The organism is Arcicella sp. LKC2W (genome assembly GCF_034931005.1).
Taxonomy (GTDB): Bacteria; Bacteroidota; Bacteroidia; order Cytophagales; family Spirosomataceae; genus Arcicella.
This window is the reverse complement of the sequence record NZ_JAYGIN010000045.1, coordinates 1-23,576: the sequence shown is the minus strand read 5'-3', so window position 1 is coordinate 23,576 and position 23,576 is coordinate 1. Positions and strand designations below refer to the sequence as shown.

Annotated in this window: 19 protein-coding genes; 6 read left to right on the top strand and 13 right to left on the bottom strand. The window is 32.3% G+C overall.

What is annotated here, in order from left to right; genetic code table 11:
- The first annotated feature begins 128 nt into the window (after positions 1-128).
- Entirely contained in the window at positions 129-416 is a 288-nt protein-coding gene (locus VB796_RS23145; RefSeq protein WP_323348975.1) for a hypothetical protein, read from the top strand.
- 42 nt (positions 417-458) lie between these two features.
- Here the strand turns inward: VB796_RS23145 and VB796_RS23140 are convergent, their stop codons facing one another.
- Positions 459-2,057: an ISL3 family transposase gene (locus VB796_RS23140; RefSeq protein ID WP_323348974.1), complete on the bottom strand. Its 1,599-nt coding sequence runs from the start codon at positions 2,055-2,057 to the stop codon at positions 459-461.
- Here VB796_RS23140 and VB796_RS23135 point away from each other — a divergent pair.
- The gene (locus VB796_RS23135; protein WP_323348973.1) at positions 2,033-2,584 is read left to right on the top strand and encodes a hypothetical protein; all 552 of its coding nucleotides are present in this window, start codon (positions 2,033-2,035) and stop codon (positions 2,582-2,584) included. The genes VB796_RS23140 and VB796_RS23135 overlap by 25 nt on opposite strands.
- A gap of 110 nt (positions 2,585-2,694) precedes the next feature.
- Here VB796_RS23135 and VB796_RS23130 read toward each other — a convergent pair whose 3' ends face one another.
- Together VB796_RS23130 and VB796_RS23125 are read right to left on the bottom strand one after the other, a co-directional pair.
- Positions 2,695-6,375 (bottom strand): hypothetical protein, encoded by a 3,681-nt coding sequence (locus VB796_RS23130; protein ID WP_323348972.1) that lies wholly within the window; start codon positions 6,373-6,375, stop codon positions 2,695-2,697.
- 629 nt (positions 6,376-7,004) lie between these two features.
- Positions 7,005-7,994: a deaminase gene (locus VB796_RS23125; RefSeq protein WP_323348971.1), complete on the bottom strand. Its 990-nt coding sequence runs from the start codon at positions 7,992-7,994 to the stop codon at positions 7,005-7,007.
- A gap of 519 nt (positions 7,995-8,513) precedes the next feature.
- Between VB796_RS23125 and VB796_RS23120 the strand changes: the two genes are divergently transcribed.
- Positions 8,514-9,002: a hypothetical protein gene (locus tag VB796_RS23120; protein ID WP_323348970.1), complete on the top strand. Its 489-nt coding sequence runs from the start codon at positions 8,514-8,516 to the stop codon at positions 9,000-9,002.
- A 17-nt stretch (positions 9,003-9,019) separates the two neighbouring features.
- Here VB796_RS23120 and VB796_RS23115 read toward each other — a convergent pair whose 3' ends face one another.
- From VB796_RS23115 to VB796_RS23105, 3 genes are all read right to left on the bottom strand, one after another.
- Positions 9,020-9,499 (bottom strand): hypothetical protein, encoded by a 480-nt coding sequence (locus tag VB796_RS23115; RefSeq protein ID WP_323348969.1) that lies wholly within the window; start codon positions 9,497-9,499, stop codon positions 9,020-9,022.
- On the bottom strand, positions 9,499-10,212 hold the full coding sequence (locus VB796_RS23110) for a hypothetical protein (protein WP_323348968.1): 714 nt from the start codon (positions 10,210-10,212) through the stop codon (positions 9,499-9,501). Before VB796_RS23110 ends, VB796_RS23115 begins: the two co-directional genes overlap by 1 nt.
- Before the next feature lie 71 nt (positions 10,213-10,283).
- The gene (locus tag VB796_RS23105; protein ID WP_323348967.1) at positions 10,284-10,739 is read right to left on the bottom strand and encodes a hypothetical protein; all 456 of its coding nucleotides are present in this window, start codon (positions 10,737-10,739) and stop codon (positions 10,284-10,286) included.
- Between the two features lie 323 nt (positions 10,740-11,062).
- On the opposite strand from VB796_RS23105, the gene VB796_RS23100 reads away from it, so the two are divergent.
- Genes VB796_RS23100 through VB796_RS23090 form a run of 3 tightly spaced genes read left to right on the top strand, consistent with a single transcriptional unit; the run spans position 11,063 to position 14,924 of the window.
- Entirely contained in the window at positions 11,063-11,416 is a 354-nt protein-coding gene (locus VB796_RS23100; RefSeq protein ID WP_323348966.1) for a plasmid mobilization protein, read from the top strand.
- A 5-nt stretch (positions 11,417-11,421) separates the two neighbouring features.
- Entirely contained in the window at positions 11,422-12,459 is a 1,038-nt protein-coding gene (locus VB796_RS23095; RefSeq protein WP_323348965.1) for a relaxase/mobilization nuclease domain-containing protein, read from the top strand.
- A complete protein-coding gene (locus tag VB796_RS23090) occupies positions 12,459-14,924 on the top strand; it encodes a TraM recognition domain-containing protein (protein WP_323348964.1) in 2,466 nt (821 codons plus the stop codon). Before VB796_RS23095 ends, VB796_RS23090 begins: the two co-directional genes overlap by 1 nt.
- A gap of 193 nt (positions 14,925-15,117) precedes the next feature.
- On the opposite strand, the gene VB796_RS23085 is transcribed toward VB796_RS23090, so the two are convergent.
- The 7 genes from VB796_RS23085 to VB796_RS23055 all read right to left on the bottom strand — a co-directional run bounded on the left by VB796_RS23085 (position 15,118) and on the right by VB796_RS23055 (position 23,114).
- On the bottom strand, positions 15,118-17,592 hold the full coding sequence (locus VB796_RS23085; RefSeq protein ID WP_323348963.1) for a UvrD-helicase domain-containing protein: 2,475 nt from the start codon (positions 17,590-17,592) through the stop codon (positions 15,118-15,120).
- A gap of 6 nt (positions 17,593-17,598) precedes the next feature.
- Positions 17,599-18,453: an SPL family radical SAM protein gene (locus tag VB796_RS23080; RefSeq protein WP_323348962.1), complete on the bottom strand. Its 855-nt coding sequence runs from the start codon at positions 18,451-18,453 to the stop codon at positions 17,599-17,601.
- 177 nt (positions 18,454-18,630) lie between these two features.
- A complete protein-coding gene (locus VB796_RS23075; protein ID WP_323348961.1) occupies positions 18,631-19,536 on the bottom strand; it encodes a DUF6602 domain-containing protein in 906 nt (301 codons plus the stop codon).
- A gap of 562 nt (positions 19,537-20,098) precedes the next feature.
- On the bottom strand, positions 20,099-20,902 hold the full coding sequence (locus VB796_RS23070) for a hypothetical protein (RefSeq protein WP_323348960.1): 804 nt from the start codon (positions 20,900-20,902) through the stop codon (positions 20,099-20,101).
- 279 nt (positions 20,903-21,181) lie between these two features.
- Positions 21,182-21,730, bottom strand: a complete 549-nt coding sequence (locus tag VB796_RS23065) for a hypothetical protein (protein ID WP_323348959.1) — start codon at positions 21,728-21,730, stop codon at positions 21,182-21,184.
- Positions 21,731-21,733: 3 nt separating this feature from the next.
- The gene (locus tag VB796_RS23060) at positions 21,734-22,177 is read right to left on the bottom strand and encodes a hypothetical protein (protein ID WP_323348958.1); all 444 of its coding nucleotides are present in this window, start codon (positions 22,175-22,177) and stop codon (positions 21,734-21,736) included.
- Between the two features lie 187 nt (positions 22,178-22,364).
- On the bottom strand, positions 22,365-23,114 hold the full coding sequence (locus VB796_RS23055; protein WP_323348957.1) for a hypothetical protein: 750 nt from the start codon (positions 23,112-23,114) through the stop codon (positions 22,365-22,367).
- Positions 23,115-23,576: the final 462 nt, after the last annotated feature.

Genomic DNA, 23,576 nt, shown 5'->3' with positions numbered 1-23,576 from the left:
TAATCCCAAAAAGACGTTTACAAATCTTTGGATTGTCTTGCAATAATTTATACTTATCGTTCATAATCAGTTGTTTATAACAAAAGTACCTAAATGTCAATTAAGAAAGTTGTCTATTAGTATGTGGCATGGCTATTAGCAGCACCACAATCTTTGCACAGGAAGTATTAACGAATAAAGAAGTAACCAATCTTCAAATCGCTAAAGTATCTCAAGATATTATTCTTGCTAAAATTTCATCAAGTAAATGTAATTTTGATTTAACACCGCAAGGAATTATTGAATTAGATTTAGCCAAAGTTACAGATAGAGTTATCAAAGCCATGTTTGTTGCATCACCCTCAAAATCTGTGTTACATAACGCAGATGTTATTCGTATTGCTCAGTCAGATGTTTCCACTTCTGTATTACGATGAGTATTGCGTTTAAAATGGTTCTTCGTCAATTTTGGTGAAAAGCTACCTTTGACTTGTAATTACCACTCTCTTTCGGAGAAGTTCAAAACCTGCACGACCATACATTTGTCGCTTAATATTTTTGAGCCTGTTGACTTGACCTTCAACTGGTCCGTTACTCCAATTTGATACAAGTCCCTGGTAAACGGCTTGAAAATCCCTTAGAATACTTCTGGCAAATCCTTTGATATTTTCGTTTTCATCATTGATGACCTCATCGCACCAGGCAGCCAATTTATCTCCTTCTTTCTCTTTCATCATCCTTCTAAAATTTAAAACAGTATTTCGTACTTTCTTAATAATGGGATTGTCTTCCAATAATTTCGCTAAATATGCCCTTGGTAACTCTTCAGACCAATCTTTTCGGAAAGTACTTAACCAAATACTGAGTTGTTTTGAAGAGTAATATTTAACTTTCACTGCATTTGGTAAATACTCTATGATTGTTTTTGGATACTTCTTTACAAAATCATAGACCAATTTAATACTGTGTTTGAAGCCTTGCTCTTTAATTTCTTCAAACAGAACTTTGACTTTTTGCTCACCTTCTTGCCATCGTTTGATGAGATAGTCTTCAAAATCAAGAATGTTGCTCTTTTGATGGCTAACTTTTTGAAGAAACGATGTCCGATTCCAATATCTGTCAATGGTATGGCGAGACATTTTAAGCATTTTAGCGATTTTACGTTTACTAACTCCCTCAAGTTGTAACTCCTTCATTTTTATAAAGTTATCATGATATCGTCCCGTTATTACAATATCTTTTTTAGCGATTTCTATAATTTCTGGTACTAAACTTTCTAATACTAATTGTTGTTGGTCACTCAATTCAGCAGAAATATCTCTCAAACTTTCACGCTGAGTATTCAAAAACCCTTCGAAACCTTCAGTAAGGTTTTTCAAGACATGCCAACGATCAGCAATTTGTACGATTTTATTATCTGCTTCCGTAGTGGCACTCGCATAGGTTGAAGAGCGGTCTCGGCTAACGGTTTCAATGGATGGATACTGTTTCAGCCAATCTGTGAGGGTTTTACCCTCCCTATCAGGTAACATATCTATCACTTCATTCTTCTCTAAATCAACAATTATCGTCCCATATTTTAATCGTTTTTTGAATGCCCAATCGTCTACACCGATGATTTTAGGCAATTGAATGGCTGGAATTGGGCATTTAATTACTAACCTAAGAATGGTCGAAGCACTAATTTTTACGTAACAAAGTTTACCGATGCGTTGAGCAACATTACCGCCCAATTCAAGCCCAATTGAGGTTATTAACTCGTTGAGGCGTTCAAATCGTCTTGAATATGAGTTAAGTTGCTCTTTAAATCGTTCGGTAAAAATCTTACGGGAACAGTCTACATTGTCACAAAAGAACTTGCGAACTTGAAGTTTTAACTTGGCAAGTTTACCAGATACGGGTAAATCTCCAATCGTTCGTGCATATTTACTATGAATTTTGAAGCTAATGGTCTGACACAAAGGGCAACAACTGGAGATTTGACAGCTGCACACCTCGAAATCAATATTTGTAGTAGTATTATGAAATTTGAGTAACGTAAAATCCAGTTCAGATGGCAAAAATAGTGATTGTTTCATTCTCCAAAACTAAGCTAAAAATACAGCTTTCACCAAAATTGACGAAGAACCAAATTTGTCCGCATTTCTCATTACGAGAAGCAATCAAAATTTTCCCACATTCTTTCGATGTAAGTCCAGAAGCTTTGATAAATCTAAAGAATCAAAAAGTATCTGATTCAGTAGTTAAGGATATGATAATAAATCCCTCTTCGGGGAGTTTATCTACCTCAGTAGGAGAAAAGCCAACAACTACTACAACTAATGCAGTAGCTAAAGTAGAAACAGGAAAACCAGTACAAAGTCAAGGAAAGGAAATACTGGTTACGAGTGTGTTTGAAGAGGTGAAAGGTTTAAAACGAGTTGGGGAATTTAAGGCAACTGTCCAACAAATATTTGGAAGCCAAGATAAATTGAGAACTCAAGCAATGGATAAAGTCAAGAAAGACGCTCAGGCAAAGGGTGTGACTCATTTACTAATTCAATCTGATACTTACGCCCCAAGTCCTGCGAATACGGTGACTATTATCTGCGTGGGTTATAAGTAAACATTACATATTGCCTTAATGGTTTCTGTTAAGGCAATATGTATCAAGATGGATATCTAAATTTAGCTTTGCTAAGAATTCTTTTTATAGTACGTTAGTTTTGTTGGGCTTTAGTTTTCTCCTATCCAATTATCTAATTTATAATTAAAAATCATTTCCATTTCTTCTTTTCTCTTTTTACCAACCATTTCAATTTTTTCGTCAGTAAGCTCTAACGAACTAATTGCGGGAATTATCTTTTCTTTTAGAAACTGTCTATCAATTACTTCAATAAAATCCTCTTTATTGCCGTACAAGATTAACTCTATATTCTCTTGAATACATTTTATTAAATCTTCCACTTTCGAATCATCTTTATATGATTCTATCAACGATGACCACATTTTTTTGGTGTAATATAAATTACAAGAACAATTTACCATATTATAAATCAAAGATAAAGTTAGTACATCTTTGTTTTTAACCGCAGAACATACGTTATCCCAAAAACTTTCCCCATCATCTCTAAATACAGAAAAACCATTGACTCCATCACTTACAAACTCTTGGAGACAGATGTCAAATCCAACATGATATTCATCTAATAAAACATACATGATAATTCTTATCCAAAACTTATCATTATGGTGATGGACAGCCAACCACCATAATGGTTGTGGAAATCCACAGTATACATTTAAACAATCTTTCAGTAAATCATCAGGAAATGCTTTTAAAATTTCTACTATATCCTTTTCAAATAAATTGCTATCCCCAAATATTTCCATAATTATTTCTTTCGGCGGAGAATCTGAATTTAGTAATACTGCTTTAATCCACCTGACATCGATTCTATCACTGTTAATAAGGGCAATTATCTTGTTTTTTTCGTAACTCTCTAATATGCCCCAATATTCAATTATCCATTTTAGGTTTGATAATATAAAGTTTGTGTCGTTATATTCAATTAACTGCAAGAAAAGCTCTTTTCTTGAATTAGAATCAGATAAAGTTATTTGCATTAAATTATCTGCAATTGACATCTCAAACTCATCTAATATTTTTCCGTTTTTAATTTGGTAATCGATTCTCTTATGCCAAGCATTCAAAACATTAATCCCCACACAAACATCCAAATACTTGATGGAATCTCTCATCGTTGTCCCAAACCGTGAAGAGTTAATATGAACTTCTAATGGTACATTTTCAACACAAGCAGGAAATAACTCTCCCCATACTTGCCACATTATCTTTTTTTGTTCTTCGTCAAAATCTCTTTGGAATACCGCTTCATCACTGTAATCAATTGAGAATGTCGAGATAAGTCTAAAAGTTCTTATTGCAATATCTTTTTTAGAAAATGATTTAATTGATAATTCTTTTATCAATAATTGAAGACTGTCCGAAAGAGAAAACCAGTAAAGCAGTGACGCTCGAATTGTACTAAAAACTACAGATGGATGTTCATCTTCAAATAGTTCTTCTATGAATTTTCTATCAATAATTTCTGGATATAAAAATGCTTTATAGACTATTTTTTGACGAACAAAACCCTCACTAAATTGCAATAGTAAACGAAAATCTTTTTGTGAAACCTGCTGTCCTCTTCTTAATCCATTAACATAAATCCATGCATCATGTAAGTTTGGTTTAATTCCTCTTAAAATAGAGTCTTCAGCTCTTTTAATACTTGCTTCATCATGCTCTTTTATAAATAAATTTGAAAAACCACCTCTACTCGAAATAAATGGAATATTTTCATGCCAATATATGTGATAACTACTTGTTCCTCCATCTTGAATCGTATCAACTAATTCCTCGAATTGCTCTTTTTCTAATTCTTGCATAAACTTGGTTAGGAAAATAAGGCAATTATCTTCAACAGCAGGAAATATAGAATTTAAGCCAATAAATCCAATTTGAGCAATTGTGTTTTTATATTCATCTTTTATTTTATTATAAATGAAAGATGAATTTTTCGCTGCCAACAATGAAGTAATTGGATTTAAGCAAGCAATACTCCTTTTGAATTGTTCAAGCTTAGTCTTTTGTTGTAATGAGCTTCTTTCAAAAAATAAATTTCTACCAGCTTCATAATAATTGGGGTGTGTAATTAACAAAGCATTAGATGATAGAGTTATTAATCCTCTTTCTTCTAAGTAGTCAATAGCATTTATATCCTCTTCAGTTAAAACTACATCGTTTGAATATTTTGGGAATTGTGGAGTTTTATCATTCCTATAACTACTTGTAAATCCCTCTTCATTCCTAATTGAAAGTAAATCTTCTTTGTCTGAGAGAATGTAAGCTAAATCTTGAAATTCTAATTTATGAATTGGAGTTGAACAGATTGAACAGACGGCAAGTATTCTTGCCGCAATCCTATTTTTAGCTTTTATATCTTCGGCAATTTCAACAGAGTTTCTTCTTGCAATATGCTCAAGTTCATTGTATTCTCTATTCGTTAATTGATTAGTTTCCTCATTGACCAAATACATCAATTGACCAATTTGTAAAATATCCTGATTTTCACTTGATAGAATTCCATTTGATACAACTCTGATAATTTCATTTGGCAAGGACTTTTGTATTGCAATAAGTTTCCAAAATGAATCTATTTGTTCTTTGTCCTTTATTGTTAAATCATGCCAATGATAACCTTTAATGTTATAGTCTGATATCTTTGATGAATCAAAAATTTCACTTAGCAATTCTATTTTTGATGAAACAATAACAAGGTGATGTTTCTCTTTATTTCCAATTAAATCTTTTATTTTGTGCAGTATTTCGGAATAATTAGTATTTAACGATATATGTCCAAAAGGGTCTTCTAATATTGCAACCTTATTGTCAGAAATGTTAGAATTGAGAAACCGTTTTAAGTCTGAAATATCATCATGTATTTGGTAATCATAACCTTTTTTTACAAAATGACTTGCAATTGTTTTTGCCAATTCTGTCTTGCCACATTGTGAAATTCCAGTTAAAAATAAAACCCCATTTTTTGTAAGTTCATCAATTAATAAGTTTTCTTCTTTTCTTACTTTGTATTGAGAATCAACGGTTGGAGTACCTATCCTTACTGATTGAAGGTGATTGGTTATTCTTTTTGAAATATCTTTCCCATTATTTCTACCTTCTTTAACAATCTCGAGGAGTTGTAAATAAACATCACCAGTTCTTGATTGAGCAATTGAATATTTACTATTAAGAACTGAGGTAATATTATTATCTACTTTTTCATCAGTAAACTCTTCAAGGATTAAACACTGTTCTAATATTCTATTTAATTCAGTCTTAGATTTTAAAGTATCAGCCTGTGTTTTGCAGAAATTTTCTCGATTATTTTTTAGTACGGAAGAGCCAAATTTGATATCCTTTAAAGTTTGACGGAATTTGTTATAAAATTCTTGAGTAAATGAAATGGTATGATGTTTCTCAAAAGAAAGGAAATCAGTCTTTAAGTGGAGTAATGAATCGGAGCATCTTGAATGAGTAACAAATAGAGCTATGCTTTGATTATTGTCATTATTGTCAATTAGCTTTTGGAACAGGTTATTGTCAGATTTCTTTTCCTGAAAATGACATAGCCAATTAACAAGTTTAGTTATATCAATTAAATTACTCTCTCTCTTTACCTGAATTTCTACTTTAAATTTAATTCCATTTGTTTCAATCAATAGCAAAGCATCTTCACTGCCCTCTTTTTCAACATACAATTCAACGTTGTCTGCTTTTGTAATCAAAGCAATCAATACGGTTACTTTGTATTGGTATTCATATCCTTTTACGCCATCTATTGTAACACTCATGTTTTATTTTATTTATTACTTGCTCATAATGTCAGTTTGTAGGAAAAACAAAATGCCAGCACTCATTATCATTAATGTGATAATCGTTTTTTTTATATATTGGCTTAGTTTCAACAGACTGACTGGTGGCAATTTTGTACAGATTTACAGTCAACTATGATTAACCATTGAGTTGCCACTTTGGTTGCTGTTGAACTAAACCTCTATTAGCTTTTGGCTTCTCAAGTTCTATCTTTAGATAAATTCCAAACTATTTTTAGGATGACAAAAAAAGAATGTTGATGAATCACGAGTTGATAAACTTAATTAATAGTGCTAAAGTAAAAGTGACTGATTTTGAGGTGTTTCTTACCGTATTGAGCAAGTAGAAGTACCCTTGAGAATTATACGCTTCATTATGTAATCAATCATAAAAATTGATTTATAAGTAAGTTTATATGCCTACGAAAACAGAAATAGGCTATTAAACCCTCTGAAGTCCTAAAACGGAAGAGCAGGCAAAACCAGCTCTTCCAGTCGAATGACAAACCATAAAAGAAAGCACTGAAGCGGACTACCCAAGGTCAAGACTACCTTCATCGCATGGCTTGCAGCCACGAGGAAGGTAGTGCTATTGGTGACAGTAGCCTTTATTTATGTGGTGTTCCTCTTTTCCCACTTTTTATCGCATATTGGTAAAAGTCCTTTATTTCTGCAAGCACTATTGTGTTGGTTTTTGCATTTTGAATTTCTGTACCATTCTTGTCTTTGGGTTTGTAGTCAGGAAATTGCAAATTTTGGTCATTTAGGGACTCAAATTCTGATGTAGCATTATTGTAAATTTGAAATGCGCTATCTGTACAAAGAAAAGACGTAACAGATGGTGAGTTGTCTGGTTTGTCTTGAAGATTTGTTGGTACAAAGAAAGGTGTAGTTTTGACTGTCTCTTGAAATTGTGCAAAAGAGTTGTTTAGTCTGTAAAATGGAGCAAAGTTGATATCAGCTCCTGAAATTGGCATAGGGGAAGTCAAACTACCATTACTGCCATTTACATTCTCAATTTTACGAGTTAAGTTTCTCAAAATATTGCCAATTAAATACATACCTGGGTCTGTCTGTAAATACACTATTTCTTTAACTCTTGCTAATGCCATAACTCCTGCACATTGAGAACAAGATTCTAATGTTGTATATAAGGTTACGTCTTCAAATGTGTTATAGTCATCTTTGGGTTTAACTGTTAGTAGTGAAGTTTTCCAAGAGTCATTAATTTGAGTTAAACTAAAAACTCTTTTAACCATTCTTGCTTCAGCGTGTTCAGTTGAACTGTTAAAAAGTTTATTGTGATTGAACTCAAAATCGATAACTTCGCCATAAGCATCTACTGCGATAGATGCAATATTATGTCCGTAGTAATCATTGAATTCAAACTTTCCATAATTTTGAGGATTTAATGGATAAGTTCCATTTCGCCCTTTTTTGTTACCATTCCAATTGTATTTTGTAATTGCCATAAGTAATAGAGAATACAGACGATGTCGTTCTTTAGCCCCGTCTTCAATTAAATAATTTTCAGGGACGATTAATTCTTCTACTTTTTTGTCAAGATAGAATTTCAAGTTTGGGTTTTCTGTCTGCATATTAATTTATTTTAATGAGTGTCGTTTATAAGGTTACTGCCAACCAAGTATATAACTACAATATCCGTCTATCCAACCATATCGTTGGATAGACGAAATAATCCAATAAACATTAAAAAGACTAATGATTTAGCAAATATTTCGTATCTATCATCATGAAAAGCATTACAGTAAAATCTTAAAATAAAGAATCGGTAACGAATTACTTCGCTACCGATTTTTATACTAATCAAATTTAACCTTTAATTGTGCCAGCATTGTTAAATGGGCTGAATGAGAATATCAATTAAACAATTCAACCCAAAGAAGTTTTGTTCTCATTCTATTTTAAATAAGTAAATTTGTATTTATTTGAACTCGTTTATTTACTCTGTTTTATAATTGAGTATTTATAAATAATTATATATTTGTCTTTTTGTGGTGTATGAATATTTGAATACCCCAATATACTTATCAATCATTTAGTAAATTATTACGATTTTAATAAACAAAAGACCTTAGATTATAGAGACATATTGCATGAATACACATCAAAAAAAAATATTGATTGAAAAGTATCGAACCATCATGGATACCTTGCAGGTAGATTTGATTACTTATTTCAAAGTTAATGGCATCAAAAAAACGCATTTAATGTTTTATTTGAGAGAGCGTTTGTCAAGTACGCAAGAAATTACCAATGTGGCATTTTATGAGAAAATCAAGAATGCTAATCGTTGGAAATTAGATGAAGTCCAAATCGTTTTAGAATACATGAATGCTTTAGACAAAAAGGAAATCGTTGCTTCTTTTTATCAGCTCATCAATGAGGAAGTTAATAAAGACATTGAAAAATCTCCCTTTCAGTTTAAATATTTAACCTCATTTTATGAAGAACATTTTGGTTTAACTTACTCTTCTGTTTATTATCAACCTATGCGTTGGCGATACCACCTTGATGAATTATTGGCATTGTACCGTTTAATTGAACACATGGAAAAGTTTAAATTGCCTATTCTAAAGTCTTAGTATTCAATTTCCTTTTATTATGGAATTTTATAGGAATACACTCCATTTTTCTCTTTAACCAAATCATTTTGCTTGATAAAATATTTCCCTGAAGGTGCATCATAAATAAAAACCTGTGAAAGTTTTTCTGCCCTAAGATTAGTTTCATCACTTATCTGCTTGAAAGTATAGCAAATCTGAAAGACACAGACCACCGCCGTCATGCAAAGAGCATAAATACTTGCTTTGCCAGCACCCGCAAAAAAAGCGGTGGAAGGTTTATCACAATAAATGGGTTGCAAAGTCTTTTTAATTAAAGGCTCATACTTTCCGATGGATAAAATTGCTTCTTGGGTGTTTTGAAAAACCTTATTTTCCAAGTGGATAAGACTTTGCTGAGTATTTTGGTTAGCTTTATCCAAATAGACTAACATTGGGACAAGGGTATCATCAATATCATCTTCCGAAATGTCGAGGAGCTTTGAGAGTCGAAACTTTTCCTGTTTTATGTTTATCATTATGAATTTATCATTAAATTTTCAACTTGATTCATCGCCTTTTTAAAAGTTAGTTTAACGGCTAAAGATAGGTTTTCGGGCTTTTGACCGTTGGATATTATTTTGATAACATCTTTTCCTGATTGGCTATCACCTAAATTGCCGAAAGGAAAAATGGCAGCGTGTCCAAGCACTTCAATATTTTGTTTACCGATTGCAATCCCTTCAAATCCTCCAAATGTCCCTTCGTTCATGAGTATTTTTGTGGGAATAGTTCCATCAACTAAATCAGAGAGAGAAGTTAAAAAACGAGTACAGGAAGCAAAGGCATCACGTCCAGCGACCACTACAAATAAAATTAATTCGATTCCTAAAAGTTGAAGTTCTTCCATCAAGCTTTTTGCGTCAATTTCAAATTCGAGTAGTTTTCTAAATTCTTCAGATTCAGGAGCTCCAAAATCGAGGAATACATTGGTTGCACTCAGACGTGAGATTTTTTCAAAGAGATTTAAAAAGAGTTCTCTTTCTAATTTTTTCTGCTCATTGAGAATGGGATAAAAGATACTTTGTCCTTTAGGCAAAATACTATCCAAACGGGAGCTTGAGGTTTGGGTAGATTCATCAATGTCCATAAAGACGACTGATTCATCGTTGGCATATAAATTTGCCAAAAACCATGTCAACAAGCTTTTTCCACATCCTCCTTTTGATTGTAAGATTAAATGAACTTTCATTGTACAGGTATTAAGTTTAAATATGAATTATTTTAAAAGTATTTTGCGTTGATATTCAAGGAATAAAGCCTTTATGTATGATGCAGTTTTTGTTGCTGTTGCCATTCAAGTAAGTCATCTAATTCTGTTCGATTTTCAGTAGATTTATTATCAAAGTCAGCCATATTCTTGATGACTTTTTCTAATAATTGGTCTTTCTCTTCACGTTCTGGTGATGATACTTTTCCTGAGTTAGTAGTCATCTTTTTTAATTTAGCTTTGGGAAAAGCTGTTGTTTTGTTCGTTAGGTCATGCTGAGGTGTTTTTTCACGAATACTTTTTTTATACTTAGTTCTAATAGATTTGAGCGTATGAATAGAGACATCAAAATCGTATAGTTCTGCTATTTTTACTTTGATAAAACTTAATGGTAAATCGTCATCGAAATAGCTTTCGCAAAGTGGTATTAGGTGTTTAGCCCAACCAATATTTCCATTAATTTTTAGTTGCTTTATTTTTTCGATGATTTCAAAATCATTATTTTCCATAAAAAAATCTACTTTATATAAACCTTATCCATAGTTTATCCAAACCATATCTGAACCTTATCCATAGTTTATCTAAACCATATCTGAACTTTATCCATAGTCTATATCAACCTTGTCTAAACCTTATCTGACATAGAAAATCACTACAAAAGTAGATAAAAAATAAATAATAAGTAAAATATAAAAACCGATATATTTATTTTAAATTTACAATTCTTTGAAGCAAGATGGGGTTTAGGGCGGTCAGAAACCTACCTAAACCAGCGTGCAAGCACATCATATATTTCACGAAAGCATTATTTTAAATCAAAAATCTATTTCTAATGATGGAAGAAATAAGTAAGTCAAAGGCAGGAGGAAGACCTGTTAAAATAGACAAGTTGTCAAAAAGAGTGAGGGTTAGAATGTCTGAAAAAGATATGATTCAATGTAGAAAAAAAGCCCAACAAGCGAATCTTTCACTACCTGAATATATCAGAGTGATTGTCGTAAAAGGGAAAGTCTCTAACATTTTTTCTGCTGAAGAACAGCAACACAAAATCCAACTGATAGGTATGGCAAATAATCTAAATCAACTGACTAAAGAAGCTCATACGTATGGACTGGTCAGTGTAGAACATGATTTGAAGGAATCATTAAGAAATGTTCGAGAGATTTTAGACAGGTATAAATTGTAGTATTCATGATAGCTAAAGCTACACCCAAAGGAAAGTCATTCAGAGGAATTATCAATTATCTGTTTAAGGGTCGTTTAGAAGGTCGAGGAGTAATTGAGAAAAATGCAACCGTGATTGCATCTTCCAATAATTTGGAATTGCCTGTTTCTGAGGATGATATTGAGGGAATAGATAGATTAATTAGTGATTTTATCAACCAGTCAAAATGCCATGCCGACTATCAGTCTAACACAATAGCTTATGTGGGGCATCATATCATTTCTTTTAGCAAAGAAGATATGTCACTGTTAAATGAAGAACAAAAAAAGGAAATTATCCAACAGTATATTAAAGATACTGGTCTAAAAGACACCCAATACGTTGCCGTTAGTCATGACGATACTGACGAGTTTCATGTACATCTGGTATTTAATCGGTGCATGAATAATTTTAAAATGTATGATGATTGGAAAGAAAAAGTCAAGGCATCAGAAAAAGCAATTGCACTAAATCTAAAATATGATTTACCGCTATCTGGGAAACAGAAAGATATGGCAAAGTCGAGTGGTGTTTGGGAGTTTAGGATTCAGCACGAAGATATTCAAGCCTTAGCCCAAGACCCACTATTAAAAGATATTCGGAATTTACATCATTTCAAAAAAGCGTCGGAAGCCGCCAATCGGAAAATTGTTGAAGATGAGAAAATGATTGAAATTGATGGTAAAAAATACCGTAAATCTGACTTAGAAGCAGTCTTCTTTAAAAATAGGAGAGACAAGGCTAAGGAAAAAGGCTTTACCACTAAAAAGACCCATTACAAAGCTACCAAAGACAAAACGGTTAAAACTACTCCCGATTACAAACGCAAAGAACTCAAATATCTCCATCAACAAGAAAAATTAGAAGAAAACTCAAAAAAACAAACCAATGTAAGTGAGCAAAAAGCTAACAATCTACCAAGTTTAGTAGATACCGACAACCGCCAAAACTTTAGTTACAAAAAAGCATGGCAAACTGGTGAAGACGATGAGTTTTTAAGTAAAAAGAAGAAAAAGAAATTCTAATGGAACAACAATCACAAAACACAGAAGGAATCAAATTCATAGGATATGCTTTGATTCCCGCTCATTTATTTTTTGTCTATTATCAGTTATTTCGATACAGTACCTCCATTGCTTTTTTAGACAATATTTATCTGTCTTTAATTTCCAAAATAGGTTTAGTGACGAACCCTTTTTTTATTCAATTTATCTGCATTGTGTTATTTTCTATTCATGCCTTGACGACACCCATCGGAAAAGATAGAGAATTGGAAGAAAAACGAATTATCCGCAATACCACTTTGGGACTTTTAACGCTTTTTGTAGCATCCTTACTTTTTTATGTATTGCCCTACAACCGCTATGGATTCTTGATTTATTTTAGCTTGCTGATTTTGGGTTACTATCTATTCATCAATCACATTGCTTTGATTCTGAAGTTAATCACCATGAAGCAAACCGACGTATTCAATTTTGAGAATGAGACATTTCCGCAAATGGAGGAAAAGATAGAAACGGAGCATTCCATTAATATTCCCTATTTTTTCTATTTTGAAGGTAAATGGAGGAAAGGCTGGCTGAATTTTGTCAATCCCTTTCGAGCAATTTTAGTAGCAGGTTCTCCTGGTTCTGGTAAAAGTTTCGGGACGATTAATTTAGCAATTCACCAGCTCATTCATAAAGGATATTGTCTGTATGTTTATGACTTTAAATTACCAACTTTAGCCATAGAAGTGATTAATGCACTTTGGCATTATAAAGAGCTAATCAAGCAAAAACACGGTTCAATCGAGCAATGGGAAACCCAGACGAAACGTAGATTTCCCAAATACTACCAAATTGATTTACAAAATCCTATTACGTCCCATCGAATTAATCCTATTTCCTCTCGATTAGTAAAAGAGATGATTGATTCTACTGAATCGGCTAAATTTATCATGCAAGGCTTATCGGGAGCTGCTGGAGGTGATGATGATTTTTTTAAGAAATCAGCGGAATTATTATTGACGGCAACCATTTATTATCTCAAGAGAAAGAGTGAGCAGTATGGAAGAGAGTTTTGCAGTTTACCCCATGTTATTGAGTTTTTGAAGCAAGATTATGAGATATTCTTTCCACTGCTCATGTCAGATATGTACGTGAAAGGATTGGCTACCACTTTTGATAGAGCCTTTAAAGGCGGAGCATTAGAACAATTGCAGGGACAGGTGGATTCTTTGGTGATTATGCTCAATCAAATAGTTGACCCGACGGTGTATTGGGTTTTCACAGGAGAAGATTTTGACTTGAATATTTCAAACCCTGAGAATCCTTCCATTTTAGTAATTGGAAATAACCCAGATAGATTTCAGTCGTATGGGGTTTTATTAAGTTTATTGAATGGAAAACTAACGAAAACCATCAATAAGAAAGGACAATTGCCTTTGGGAATCATCGTTGATGAATGTCCGACTTTACCCTTTGAATCACTGAGTGTATTAATTGCGACAGCTCGTTCCAACATGGTGGCTTGTATCTTAGGCATTCAAGATTTAGCTCAGTTTGTATTGCTTTATGGACAAGAAAAAGCAAACATGATTGTCAATATGGTAGGTTCAATCTTAACGGGACAAATTCGTGGAGAATTAGCTAAAATTATTTCAGAGTGTATTGGTAAAATTAATCAGACTAATATTCAAGAAAGTTTATCGGCTCAGGGAGTATCGTCATATAGCATTTCAGAACAACAAATTGAAGCCGTACCCGTTTCAACGATTTCCAATCTTGACCAAGGAGAAATGGCAGGAACAATTTCAGGGGATTTTAAAACACCCTTGAAATACCGACGTTTTCATGGACGTATAGATGCAATGGATTATCAAGCATCACCGACGACAAAAATGCCCATCAAACAAATTCCTGAATTGAATGAAGGTTTTAAAAGAAAGAAACATGAAACAGAAGAGGAGAGGAGTTTGCGAGTAGATATTGCCATTAGAGAGAATTATGAACGCATCCGAAAAGATGTAAAGTTAATTTTATATTTAGAATTATGCCGATTTGATATTCAGAAAATGGATAAGATTGCCGATATACGATTGAATGTAATTGGTGATACGATGCTCAAATACCTTTTTAAAATCAATCAGTTCTCAGATGAAAATGGCGTGACCGAAGAAGGGGAGAAGTTTATTCTGAAGTTCAACGCTCTGCTAACTCATTACGCTAATTACATTCAACCCTTCGTTGGAATGCAGGAAAGTGATATTCAGAATAGATATGAAAACAACAATATTATTTATGCAGCAAAAACGATATTAAGCAATTTTAATAGTCCTGTTTGTCAAAACTTGAGAGTACATTATAATCAATTTGAATTACTGCTTTACAACGAAATTCAAGACCCAAGATTTAAGACTAATCAAGAAAGTGTTTCATCGCCTGAAGAAGAAATGGTTGATGAGTCTGGATTGGTGGTTTCGACGAAGTATTGGGAGGAGTTAGTCTAATAACAGCACTGAAATTGAGGGGGAATCTCATTTGTCGGAATATACAGCTCTTTCAAATATCTTCAAGTCGAACGATAACTCCATAAAAGAAACCACCGAAGCCGACCGCTATAATAGCCGTCAGCCATGCCTTCATGGTTTGGCTTGCAGCCACGACGAAGGCTTAATTATTGGTGGCTGGGCTTTTTTGTCGTCAGTCCTCATCTTCTATTGTTATATGTTCATACTCTTCGCAAAAAGTGTCAAATTTTGTTTCTGTTTGTGTATCCCACATGATTAGTCTTTCTCTATCTAAAAGTCCAAGTATTTTTTTATATATGCTTTGCGTATTGTCTGTCAATGCAATAATTAATATACAAGAAGTTCTTGTAACAATTGTATAGGCAAATTCAAATACTTCGTTTTCAAATTCTAATGGTATTCTTGTTGACCACAAAACACATTCTTTCTCAAGTCCTTTTAGGCTTAAAATTGTATCCGTTTCTGTTGTTATCCCCTTTTTAGACAGTGTTTGAAGTAGTTCAATATCCTTTTCTAAAATTGTTATGCCCTTTAGGTCGTAGATTTTGTAAGTTTTAAATATTTCTAAAATCTTATCTGCTAATTCATTTGTTGAGTTGCCGTAAACTACTATTGGACGTGAACCTGGTGGAGAACCCTTGTAAGGTGTTATACTTATTGCACCCTCATTATTTCCAAATTTTTGAACAATTGCTTCTGAAAGTTTCTTTATACTCTCACTTATGCGAACTGGTAAGCGATATGAACCTTCAAGACGGTGGAATTGTCGTCTATCCATATTCTCATCTCTTGGTATATTTGCTGCTGTTCCTAAATGAATTGATTGTGCAAGGTCACCCGAAATAGTAAAATTGTTCGGATTTTTAATCATTAAATAAAAGATTTCAAAGTCTGCTTCCGTACAATCTTGAAACTCATCTACTAAAATATGGTCATATTTAATATTTAGCTCATTCGATTTGAGTTTTGAGTAAAAATATTGTCTGCGTAATGTAAAACTTTGAATACTCTCATTGTGCATTGTTTGAGCATATTGAGCTAAACATTTCCAAGCTAATTTCCTTCTATAACTATTTCGTTGCATAGATGGATTATTACCTCTGCCTTTTCTTGTTATTGTTAGATATGTATCTTCTCCTTTTGAAATTCCAACTTGTAAACCATAAATTACCCTGTGATATTCTTCAAAAAGAAAGTCGTGATTTAAAATATTGTCATATTGGTCGTTAGTGATTCTTTCTTCTAATTTTATTTTCGCAATAATTTCATCAAGTAATTTAAAGTGCTGATTATGAACGACTAAACCCCTATATCTTACGCCACCAAGTAATTTTGGAAGCATATCAAAATGTAATAATCTAATGTTTGTGGTTTCTGAACCATTAAATATAAAATGACTTGATTTCTCGTTGTAACCGTGAAAATTTGTGTCATATTTTACTTTATATTTTGAGGAATCTAAAATATTATTTAGCCATTCAGCTAATTTTCCTATTAACCCTTTATTAAAGGTTGTAATGAGTATTTTTAGATTTGGGTCATACTTACTTTCTTCAATTATATTTTTTACTTTTTCAGTAATTACAATGCTTTTACCGCATCCTGCTGGACCAACAATAACAGATGGAGAATCTGTATTTCTTGCTGCTCTTTTTTGTTTTTCATTTAATACGACATCTTTTCTAACCGTAATTGGAGGATTAAAGATGTCGATATTTGAAATTTTGTTTCCTCCAAATGAGAAAGTTAATTCAGATTGTGGCTTTTGTAATACGATACCAAAATGACTTCTATCTATCCATGATGATGCCCTTTGTAATTCTGAAACACTTAAAATTGTACCTAACTTTGTTCGTATTTTATTGATACTCTCCAAAGGGTTTGAGAAAAGCAAATTAGAATCTGATACTTTTTGTGTTTCATATCCTTGTACTCTAAAATCTTTTTCAAGTTCTGCAAGGAATTGCATTTTTTCGGGCTGACTTGAAGTTAGCAATAGTACCGTTTTGGGTTTATATTTTTGTACTAATGAATTAAAATCCTTTGTAATTTCATTTTTATTGTCAGATGCGTCAAACAAATAACTGGCAGAAAGAATGGGGTTTGATGTTTCCAAATTCTTTTCATTATTCCAAGAATTAACTTCATATTCAACAATAAAATTGTTATCTATTTCAGGATATGACTTTACAAATTCTTTCCACAAGTATTCCTTGTTGTAAACTAACATAAAAGGACTTGTGTCAATATTGATTATTGTAATTTTAGGAGGTGTTTTGCCAAGTCTTTTTAGACCCACATATATTAATCCTAAGCCCCATTGGATTGCACCAGCACCAGCTCCTAAGTCAAATAGTTGAAGGTGTTCTTCTTGATGGTCAATTACTTTGTCGAGAAAAAATGAAAGAAATGTATTTACTCGCCTTGGATGATACCAAAGTGAATACGCAAATGCCGTATTAGGTCTATCATAACATAAATCTTTCCCTTTGATTAAATTATAACTCTCAATATGGCATTGTTTTAAATCGTATTGAAAATTTGGATTGCCTTTGTGTTCATTGTAAAATACAACTGCTGAATTTGCAATTATTTTATCAAGATTGTTTTGTTCAGATTTTAACCACAGTTTTAGTTGTTCTTTCATATTATCCTAAATTGGTGCAAATCCCTGTTTGCCTTCGCCAAGCGAAGGAAGTTCTTTTCTAAATATTTCAACTACTTCTTTGTATTTTGAATCGTCCCAATTCATTTTTCTCATTTGTTCTATTGCTAATTCTCTTGTGCTTGCAACGAACTTTCCTTTATCTGGGTGAAAAGGCTGAACAATAAATTTTTTAACTCCTGTACTTAATAACTCTTTTACGAATTCATTGGGGTTTTGAACAGGTAATAATGGTGTCATAGTAATACAAGTTTGAATTCCTGATTCTGTGATTTCTTGAATCGCTTTAAGTCTTGCCTTGTTTGATGGGCAGATAGGTTCAAATGCTCGTCTAACATCCTCGCTATCAGTTGTAACTGTCATATTAACTTGGACTACATCAAATTTGCTAAGAATATCTATATCTCTTGTTACTAATGGACTTCTTGTTTGAATTACTAATCTCGGTTTGTGGTAATTCAATAACTCCTTTAACAAACTTCTTGTAAGTTCAAGTTCTTTTTCTATCGGTTGATAAGGGTCTGTAACACTACTTATATAAATTGTTTTATTTAAAAGTGGCTTTTTACGCCATTTTATTAATAATTGCAAAGCATTCTCTTTAACTTTTAACCATTTCCCCCAATTATCCTTTTCATCTGTCGAACGAGCAAAAAAGGCTGCATAGCAATAGTTACAACCAAATGAACAACCCGAATATGGATTTAACGTAAAGTCATAAGTTCCCATAAATCCCTTAGCTTCTGTCAGAATACCAACTGATTTGATATATTCAATTTCAGTCTGACCAAGTTTGGTTTTACGATTGTCGTCCTCGTTCTCTAAGTTGCTAAATAAGTCCAATTGATTTTGTGTTAAGTGTTATAGGGTGTCGTCATAGCCTTGCCACCAACGCTAAATGTTTATGCAGGATAGGAAATAGGATTCCGTCCGCTCAATTACTTACAAATGTTTAATTATTTATCAAATTATGAATTATTTACGTTCGCCTATCTTGTATAAATATAGTGTTAGTTGCCGTTATTGTTTTTCATCTTCGATTTTTTTCATTTCTATTTCTAATACTTTTTCTGCGTTTAATTCAACAGCATAAATTTTTGTCGAATATTTTACTTGTAGTTGAGCTAAATAATCTTTTATGATAAATTTACTTATTAACAAAGTTGGTGGTGTAAAGCTTAAAAACATTAATAGAAATAATGCAAGTGTAGTTTCTTTTTCTATTGTTTCAAAGTGCAAAAAAACTCTTTCTCCGTATAATTCTCTTTGCTCCTTTGTCAATGCTTGTCCAATTCCTGTTGAAGATAAATGTGGTGTGTACATTATTAACCCTTTATCTAATGTAACAATTAAGTCTGGAATTTCTTCACTATTTAAAGTACCATCTTTAATTTTAGAAATTATAAAATTTATGGTTTTTAATATTTCAGTTGATTTATGGCTAAATATTACACATGGAATTTTTGAATAATAGTTGGGCTTGGGTGTTGTGTTTAATAACTTATTTAAATCAACTTGTTCAATTTGTCTTGAAAGTGATTTAATTGATTTTATCTGATTCAAACCACGAAGCAATTCACCTTTTTCAGTTAAAACAGAAATATCTGGTTTGACCTCAATTGCAGAATATACTCCTTCTGCTAAAATAACTTCTCTTATGGGTGTCGCCAAAGCAGGGTGATTCGGTGCTAAAACGACACAGTCAATATTATTAGAATTTCCTTGTTGTGAATAAATTATTCCTTTCTTTACCTTGAAATCTGCTGGCAGGTATCTTTCTACAAATTGACTAACTGTCAGTTCTTTTGAGTCACCTGTATTTGTCCTATCATTTTTAAATGCGTCCACAGTTGGGACTTCAACTATTTCAATAGCTCTTAAATTTTCTAATATAGAACCAAATACTGCATTCATTTGTGATTTCATTTTAGGTTGTGTCTTTTTATAATGGCAACTAACGAGCGTATAACCACCATAAGCTGTAAAGAAATATTATTCATTGCGTATATCCAACCGATTTGGAATATAACCGCCACAAATTGTTTTTTGAAAATTAAATAAATTCGATAGATTTCTCAATAGCATCTATTTACTACTAATGCTATTCGATTGAATTGAATAATGGATTGTGCGAAAGAAGAGGAATGTAGGAAGGTGATAAAATTCAGTATAGAGTATTTCATTAGTTTTGGGTTTAAAAAATTATAGAATTGATTGTGTGTAAGCAGAAGATTGCAATATTAATTGAAAATTTTTTAATATTATAGAGTAGAATTACCTGATTTTACAATAAAATGAAAAATAATTTACGCTTAATAAAAGCATAATACTTTCATGAAATCTTCTAAAATTGAGAATCCTACGTTACCCGATACCAACAAAAAAACCGCCCATAACAGGCAGTTTTTTTTATTTAAAGTCATGAAAATTAATTTTTATGAGTTGGTAGTTGCTGCTTTTGTCCGTCATTCAAGTGACTACCAAGTATCTATTTTGTGGTAAGTCTTTGCTTAACTGATTTAACAAAGTCTAACGAAACGCCAGCTATGTCTGCAATTTGTTCAAGGCTATAATTTAGCTTTGTCAAAAGGCTTTCGATAATTTTCTCTTGTCCACGTAGATAGAGAACGTCTCTTTCTTCTTTGATATATTCTGCGATGCTGTCCATAGCGTTTTTTAAATTTAGTTCCAAGTTACGAAGTTGAGCCAATACACGCAACTGATTAAAGTATCTATTTAACGAAAAATCTCCTTCAGTAGTTTCTTTGACACGGATAAGTATCTGTTTTAGAGCATTTTCGGGATTTTCACCTTTGAAATTTGCCAAAATGCCGAGTATGATTTCTTCTGGTTTGTCCGATTTGAGAAATATATGATAGTCAAGCGTTGAAAGTGAAATAAGTGGATAGCTGAACTTTAATCGTTCTCGGTTAAGTTCGGTTGGCATTGTCAATTTGTCTGCACCAAGAAAAATTACGAATTGTTTTACAGGCAGCTTGTACTTTCGTTCAAGCATTCCGTAATAATCAAGCATACGATAAACCATATCATCTTCATTCTTTACTTGAAATTCAATTTGAAGGACAAATGTGTTGCCTTTATCATCTGTGATTTTCTTTAAAGTGTCGGGTTTACGTTCTTTAGTGTGCTGAATATCATCAGGCAGTTCTTCCATAGAAACAGCCGTAATTTCAAGTATATTTTGCATGATACTTGAAATTACGGCTTCGATATTTTCCTTGAAAATCTTGTCATATTGGTTTGATTGGCGTTTTTTCTTATTTGCTTCCATGAGGCAAATATATCAGAAATGTAACCCTATGGCAATTAAAAAATGAAGTTTGTACATCCTTTACTGTATTTGGATTCTACCATTTTTGAATATGTCTCGAAAGATTCATTAGAACTTAGCAAAACATACAGAATAATTATCAAATTGATAACGATTTAGCAGACCCTACACCCACAAAAAAAACGCCCATAACAGGCGGTTTTTCTATGAGTGTCATGAAAATTAAACGTTAATTGATATTTTTATTTTGAGAAACTGGAGTTGGCGGTTCGTTCTTTTTTACTCCGTCGCAAAATTCTCTAATTCTCTGAGTTCGATTGTAATTTGGGTTTCCCATTCTTTTTGGGATTTTTCAATCTCGCTAAAATTTGTATCTAAATCATATTTTATTCGTCTTTTTGAAAATTCAGTCATGATGGATTGGTTGATTTCTTCAACAATTTGTGTCCCTCTCGCTATTTTTTTTCGATTTTCCTTTAATTGTTTTCTGAATTTTCGGGTATAAATTTCACTAATGTCAAATAGCGTTTGTTGATAACGAATTGATTTTTCGACATTTGAAGTGGTATCAATCCACGATGCAGTTCTAATAAAGCTATTACGAACTTTCTTGTTAAAATTCTTAGTCAAAAAATCAAATCCATTTACATTGTAGTCAATTGAAAATTGCATGAAAGAAGAACTTGCTTTTTTATTGTTCGTTTTAATGGCAAAATCAGCAATACTTATTTTTTTAGTGGAACTCCAAAAAACTAAATTTTTGTCAATGGATTGACTGAATGCCAATTCTGAACTGTACAATAAAAAAAATAACAGAAGATATTTCATTTCTTATTTATATTGGTTAGCCTTAAATATGATTTTAAACAAATGAATGCCATTTTTGTCCTTGTAATTGTATGCCATCGTAACTTCATTATCTCTAAATGCTTGTAAATCGGGACTGGTTTTTACAGTATTTAAAATGCTGGGTTCTACACTTTTTTCAAGGTCACTAACATTGATACTGTCTTTGATTAAATTTATTAATGTGTAATTGTATTGTAAAACATTGTCTGGGAGCGAAACAGCGTTATCAAGTCTTGTTTGCGAGTCAGCCATAATGGGACAGTTTTTATTTAACTCGCTTGCCGCATCCATTAACTGTTTGTCAATTGTTGGTGTCCTAAACAAAAAATGTTGAAATATAGCTGCCGCTGTCACGCCAACAATAATGCCAGCCAAACTCTTTATGTTAAATTGTTTATTTGATGATTCTTTAATTTGTTGTTCCATTTTTGAAGTAGTGTTTATGAGTCTAAGTGTTTTTTAGAATGACCGCCAACGCTGAATGTTTATGCAGGATAGGAAATAGAATTACGTCCGCTTAATTACTTATAAATGTATAATTATTAACAAATGCTGAATAAATTCCGTCAGCCTATCTTGTATAAACATAGTGTTGGCAGTAGTGCATTTTTTATTAGACTATAATCCTTTCGTTTATAGAGTTAAAAATATACATTAAAAATCTGTCAAGATATTGTCTAATAGATAAAATACGATTTATTGTAAGATTAATTTGCCTTTCTGCGTCAAATAGAGGTGAGTTAATTAAAGCAAAATGTCTTCTTTCATCTGGTGTATTTGCTAAATTGTCGTGTAGTTTTTGATAGTTTTTATCAGACAATTTTCCATTTGAGTGCAGAAGTGTATGTCTAACAATTCGTAATTCTAAATAACGCATAAATGCTTCTGAAAATTCAGTTTGTTTATTAATTGGCCTTTTCAAGTTTGCCTTGTTAACATCAATTAAAAATTTCAACAAACTATCATTTGTCCAAGCATTTCTTATTTGTTTTTCTAATTCGGTGTCAGTAATAGCAGGATTGTAAACCTTAATAAAATATTCATAAAGGTCTTCCAAAGTTGCATCTACAAGTGAAATAGAAGCAATTAAGTAATTTTGAAAAACTATATTTTGAACATCTAAATTATACTTTCTTACTAAATCTTCATTAGTATATTGAACATCTATTTCATTATCAAGTCGTAATTCGATTGGTATATTTAATGTTGTAGATAATCCATCTGTAGTTGTCAAAGTTCTATACCTTTCAGCAGAAACAAAACATGAATTTATTAGTAAAGCATTTTCGCTGTAATTATTTACGATTTTCGCTAAACCAAGGCTTATAATTCCTAATGCTTCTTCTTTATTTTGTTCAGTCATAATTTCTTAAAATTCAAATTACTATTTTGATAGGTAGCAGTCTCGGTTGCATTACTGCCAACGACTATATAAGTGCCATCTATCGTCTATCCAACCATATCGTTAGAATAGACGAAATAATTCAATAAACATCAAAAAGGCTAATGATTTAGCCAATATTTCAATTTGTTATAAAAAATATTGGCAACAATTTAGGGTTACGACTCACATATTAGCGGATGTTTTGGAATGATGAGTATAAAAATAAAGTTAAGGTTAATTTACAGTTTACAGAACAAAAAAATACCCAATCGGAAACCAATTGGACAACATTTGCTGGGCATTCAAGTTAAAAGTTCTACACCCAATGTCGTTTAGTTAAGGGAAATTACAGCCTTTTATAGTTCATGAAATACTTTTTTTTTGGCTTGTGATTTCTGGGTAAACTTCGATTGGGTCTTATGATTTCTCGTGTTTTAGCTA

Excerpts from the sequence above, each read along its gene's own strand:
- VB796_RS23095 (WP_323348965.1), top strand. The coding sequence starts at position 11,422 with ATGATAGCTAAAGCTACACCCAAAGGAAAGTCATTCAGAGGAATTATC.
- VB796_RS23130 (WP_323348972.1), bottom strand. The coding sequence starts at position 6,375 with ATGAGTGTTACAATAGATGGCGTAAAAGGATATGAATACCAATACAAA.
- VB796_RS23090 (WP_323348964.1), top strand. The coding sequence starts at position 12,459 with ATGGAACAACAATCACAAAACACAGAAGGAATCAAATTCATAGGATAT.
- VB796_RS23100 (WP_323348966.1), top strand. The coding sequence starts at position 11,063 with ATGATGGAAGAAATAAGTAAGTCAAAGGCAGGAGGAAGACCTGTTAAA.
- VB796_RS23070 (WP_323348960.1), bottom strand. The coding sequence starts at position 20,902 with ATGGAAGCAAATAAGAAAAAACGCCAATCAAACCAATATGACAAGATT.
- VB796_RS23145 (WP_323348975.1), top strand. The coding sequence starts at position 129 with ATGGCTATTAGCAGCACCACAATCTTTGCACAGGAAGTATTAACGAAT.
- VB796_RS23055 (WP_323348957.1), bottom strand. The coding sequence starts at position 23,114 with ATGACTGAACAAAATAAAGAAGAAGCATTAGGAATTATAAGCCTTGGT.
- VB796_RS23075 (WP_323348961.1), bottom strand. The coding sequence starts at position 19,536 with ATGAAATCACAAATGAATGCAGTATTTGGTTCTATATTAGAAAATTTA.
- VB796_RS23110 (WP_323348968.1), bottom strand. The coding sequence starts at position 10,212 with ATGAAAGTTCATTTAATCTTACAATCAAAAGGAGGATGTGGAAAAAGC.
- VB796_RS23140 (WP_323348974.1), bottom strand. The coding sequence starts at position 2,057 with ATGAAACAATCACTATTTTTGCCATCTGAACTGGATTTTACGTTACTC.
- VB796_RS23135 (WP_323348973.1), top strand. The coding sequence starts at position 2,033 with ATGGCAAAAATAGTGATTGTTTCATTCTCCAAAACTAAGCTAAAAATA.
- VB796_RS23085 (WP_323348963.1), bottom strand. The coding sequence starts at position 17,592 with ATGAAAGAACAACTAAAACTGTGGTTAAAATCTGAACAAAACAATCTT.
- VB796_RS23125 (WP_323348971.1), bottom strand. The coding sequence starts at position 7,994 with ATGCAGACAGAAAACCCAAACTTGAAATTCTATCTTGACAAAAAAGTA.
- VB796_RS23065 (WP_323348959.1), bottom strand. The coding sequence starts at position 21,730 with ATGAAATATCTTCTGTTATTTTTTTTATTGTACAGTTCAGAATTGGCA.
- VB796_RS23105 (WP_323348967.1), bottom strand. The coding sequence starts at position 10,739 with ATGGAAAATAATGATTTTGAAATCATCGAAAAAATAAAGCAACTAAAA.
- VB796_RS23060 (WP_323348958.1), bottom strand. The coding sequence starts at position 22,177 with ATGGAACAACAAATTAAAGAATCATCAAATAAACAATTTAACATAAAG.
- VB796_RS23115 (WP_323348969.1), bottom strand. The coding sequence starts at position 9,499 with ATGATAAACATAAAACAGGAAAAGTTTCGACTCTCAAAGCTCCTCGAC.
- VB796_RS23120 (WP_323348970.1), top strand. The coding sequence starts at position 8,514 with ATGAATACACATCAAAAAAAAATATTGATTGAAAAGTATCGAACCATC.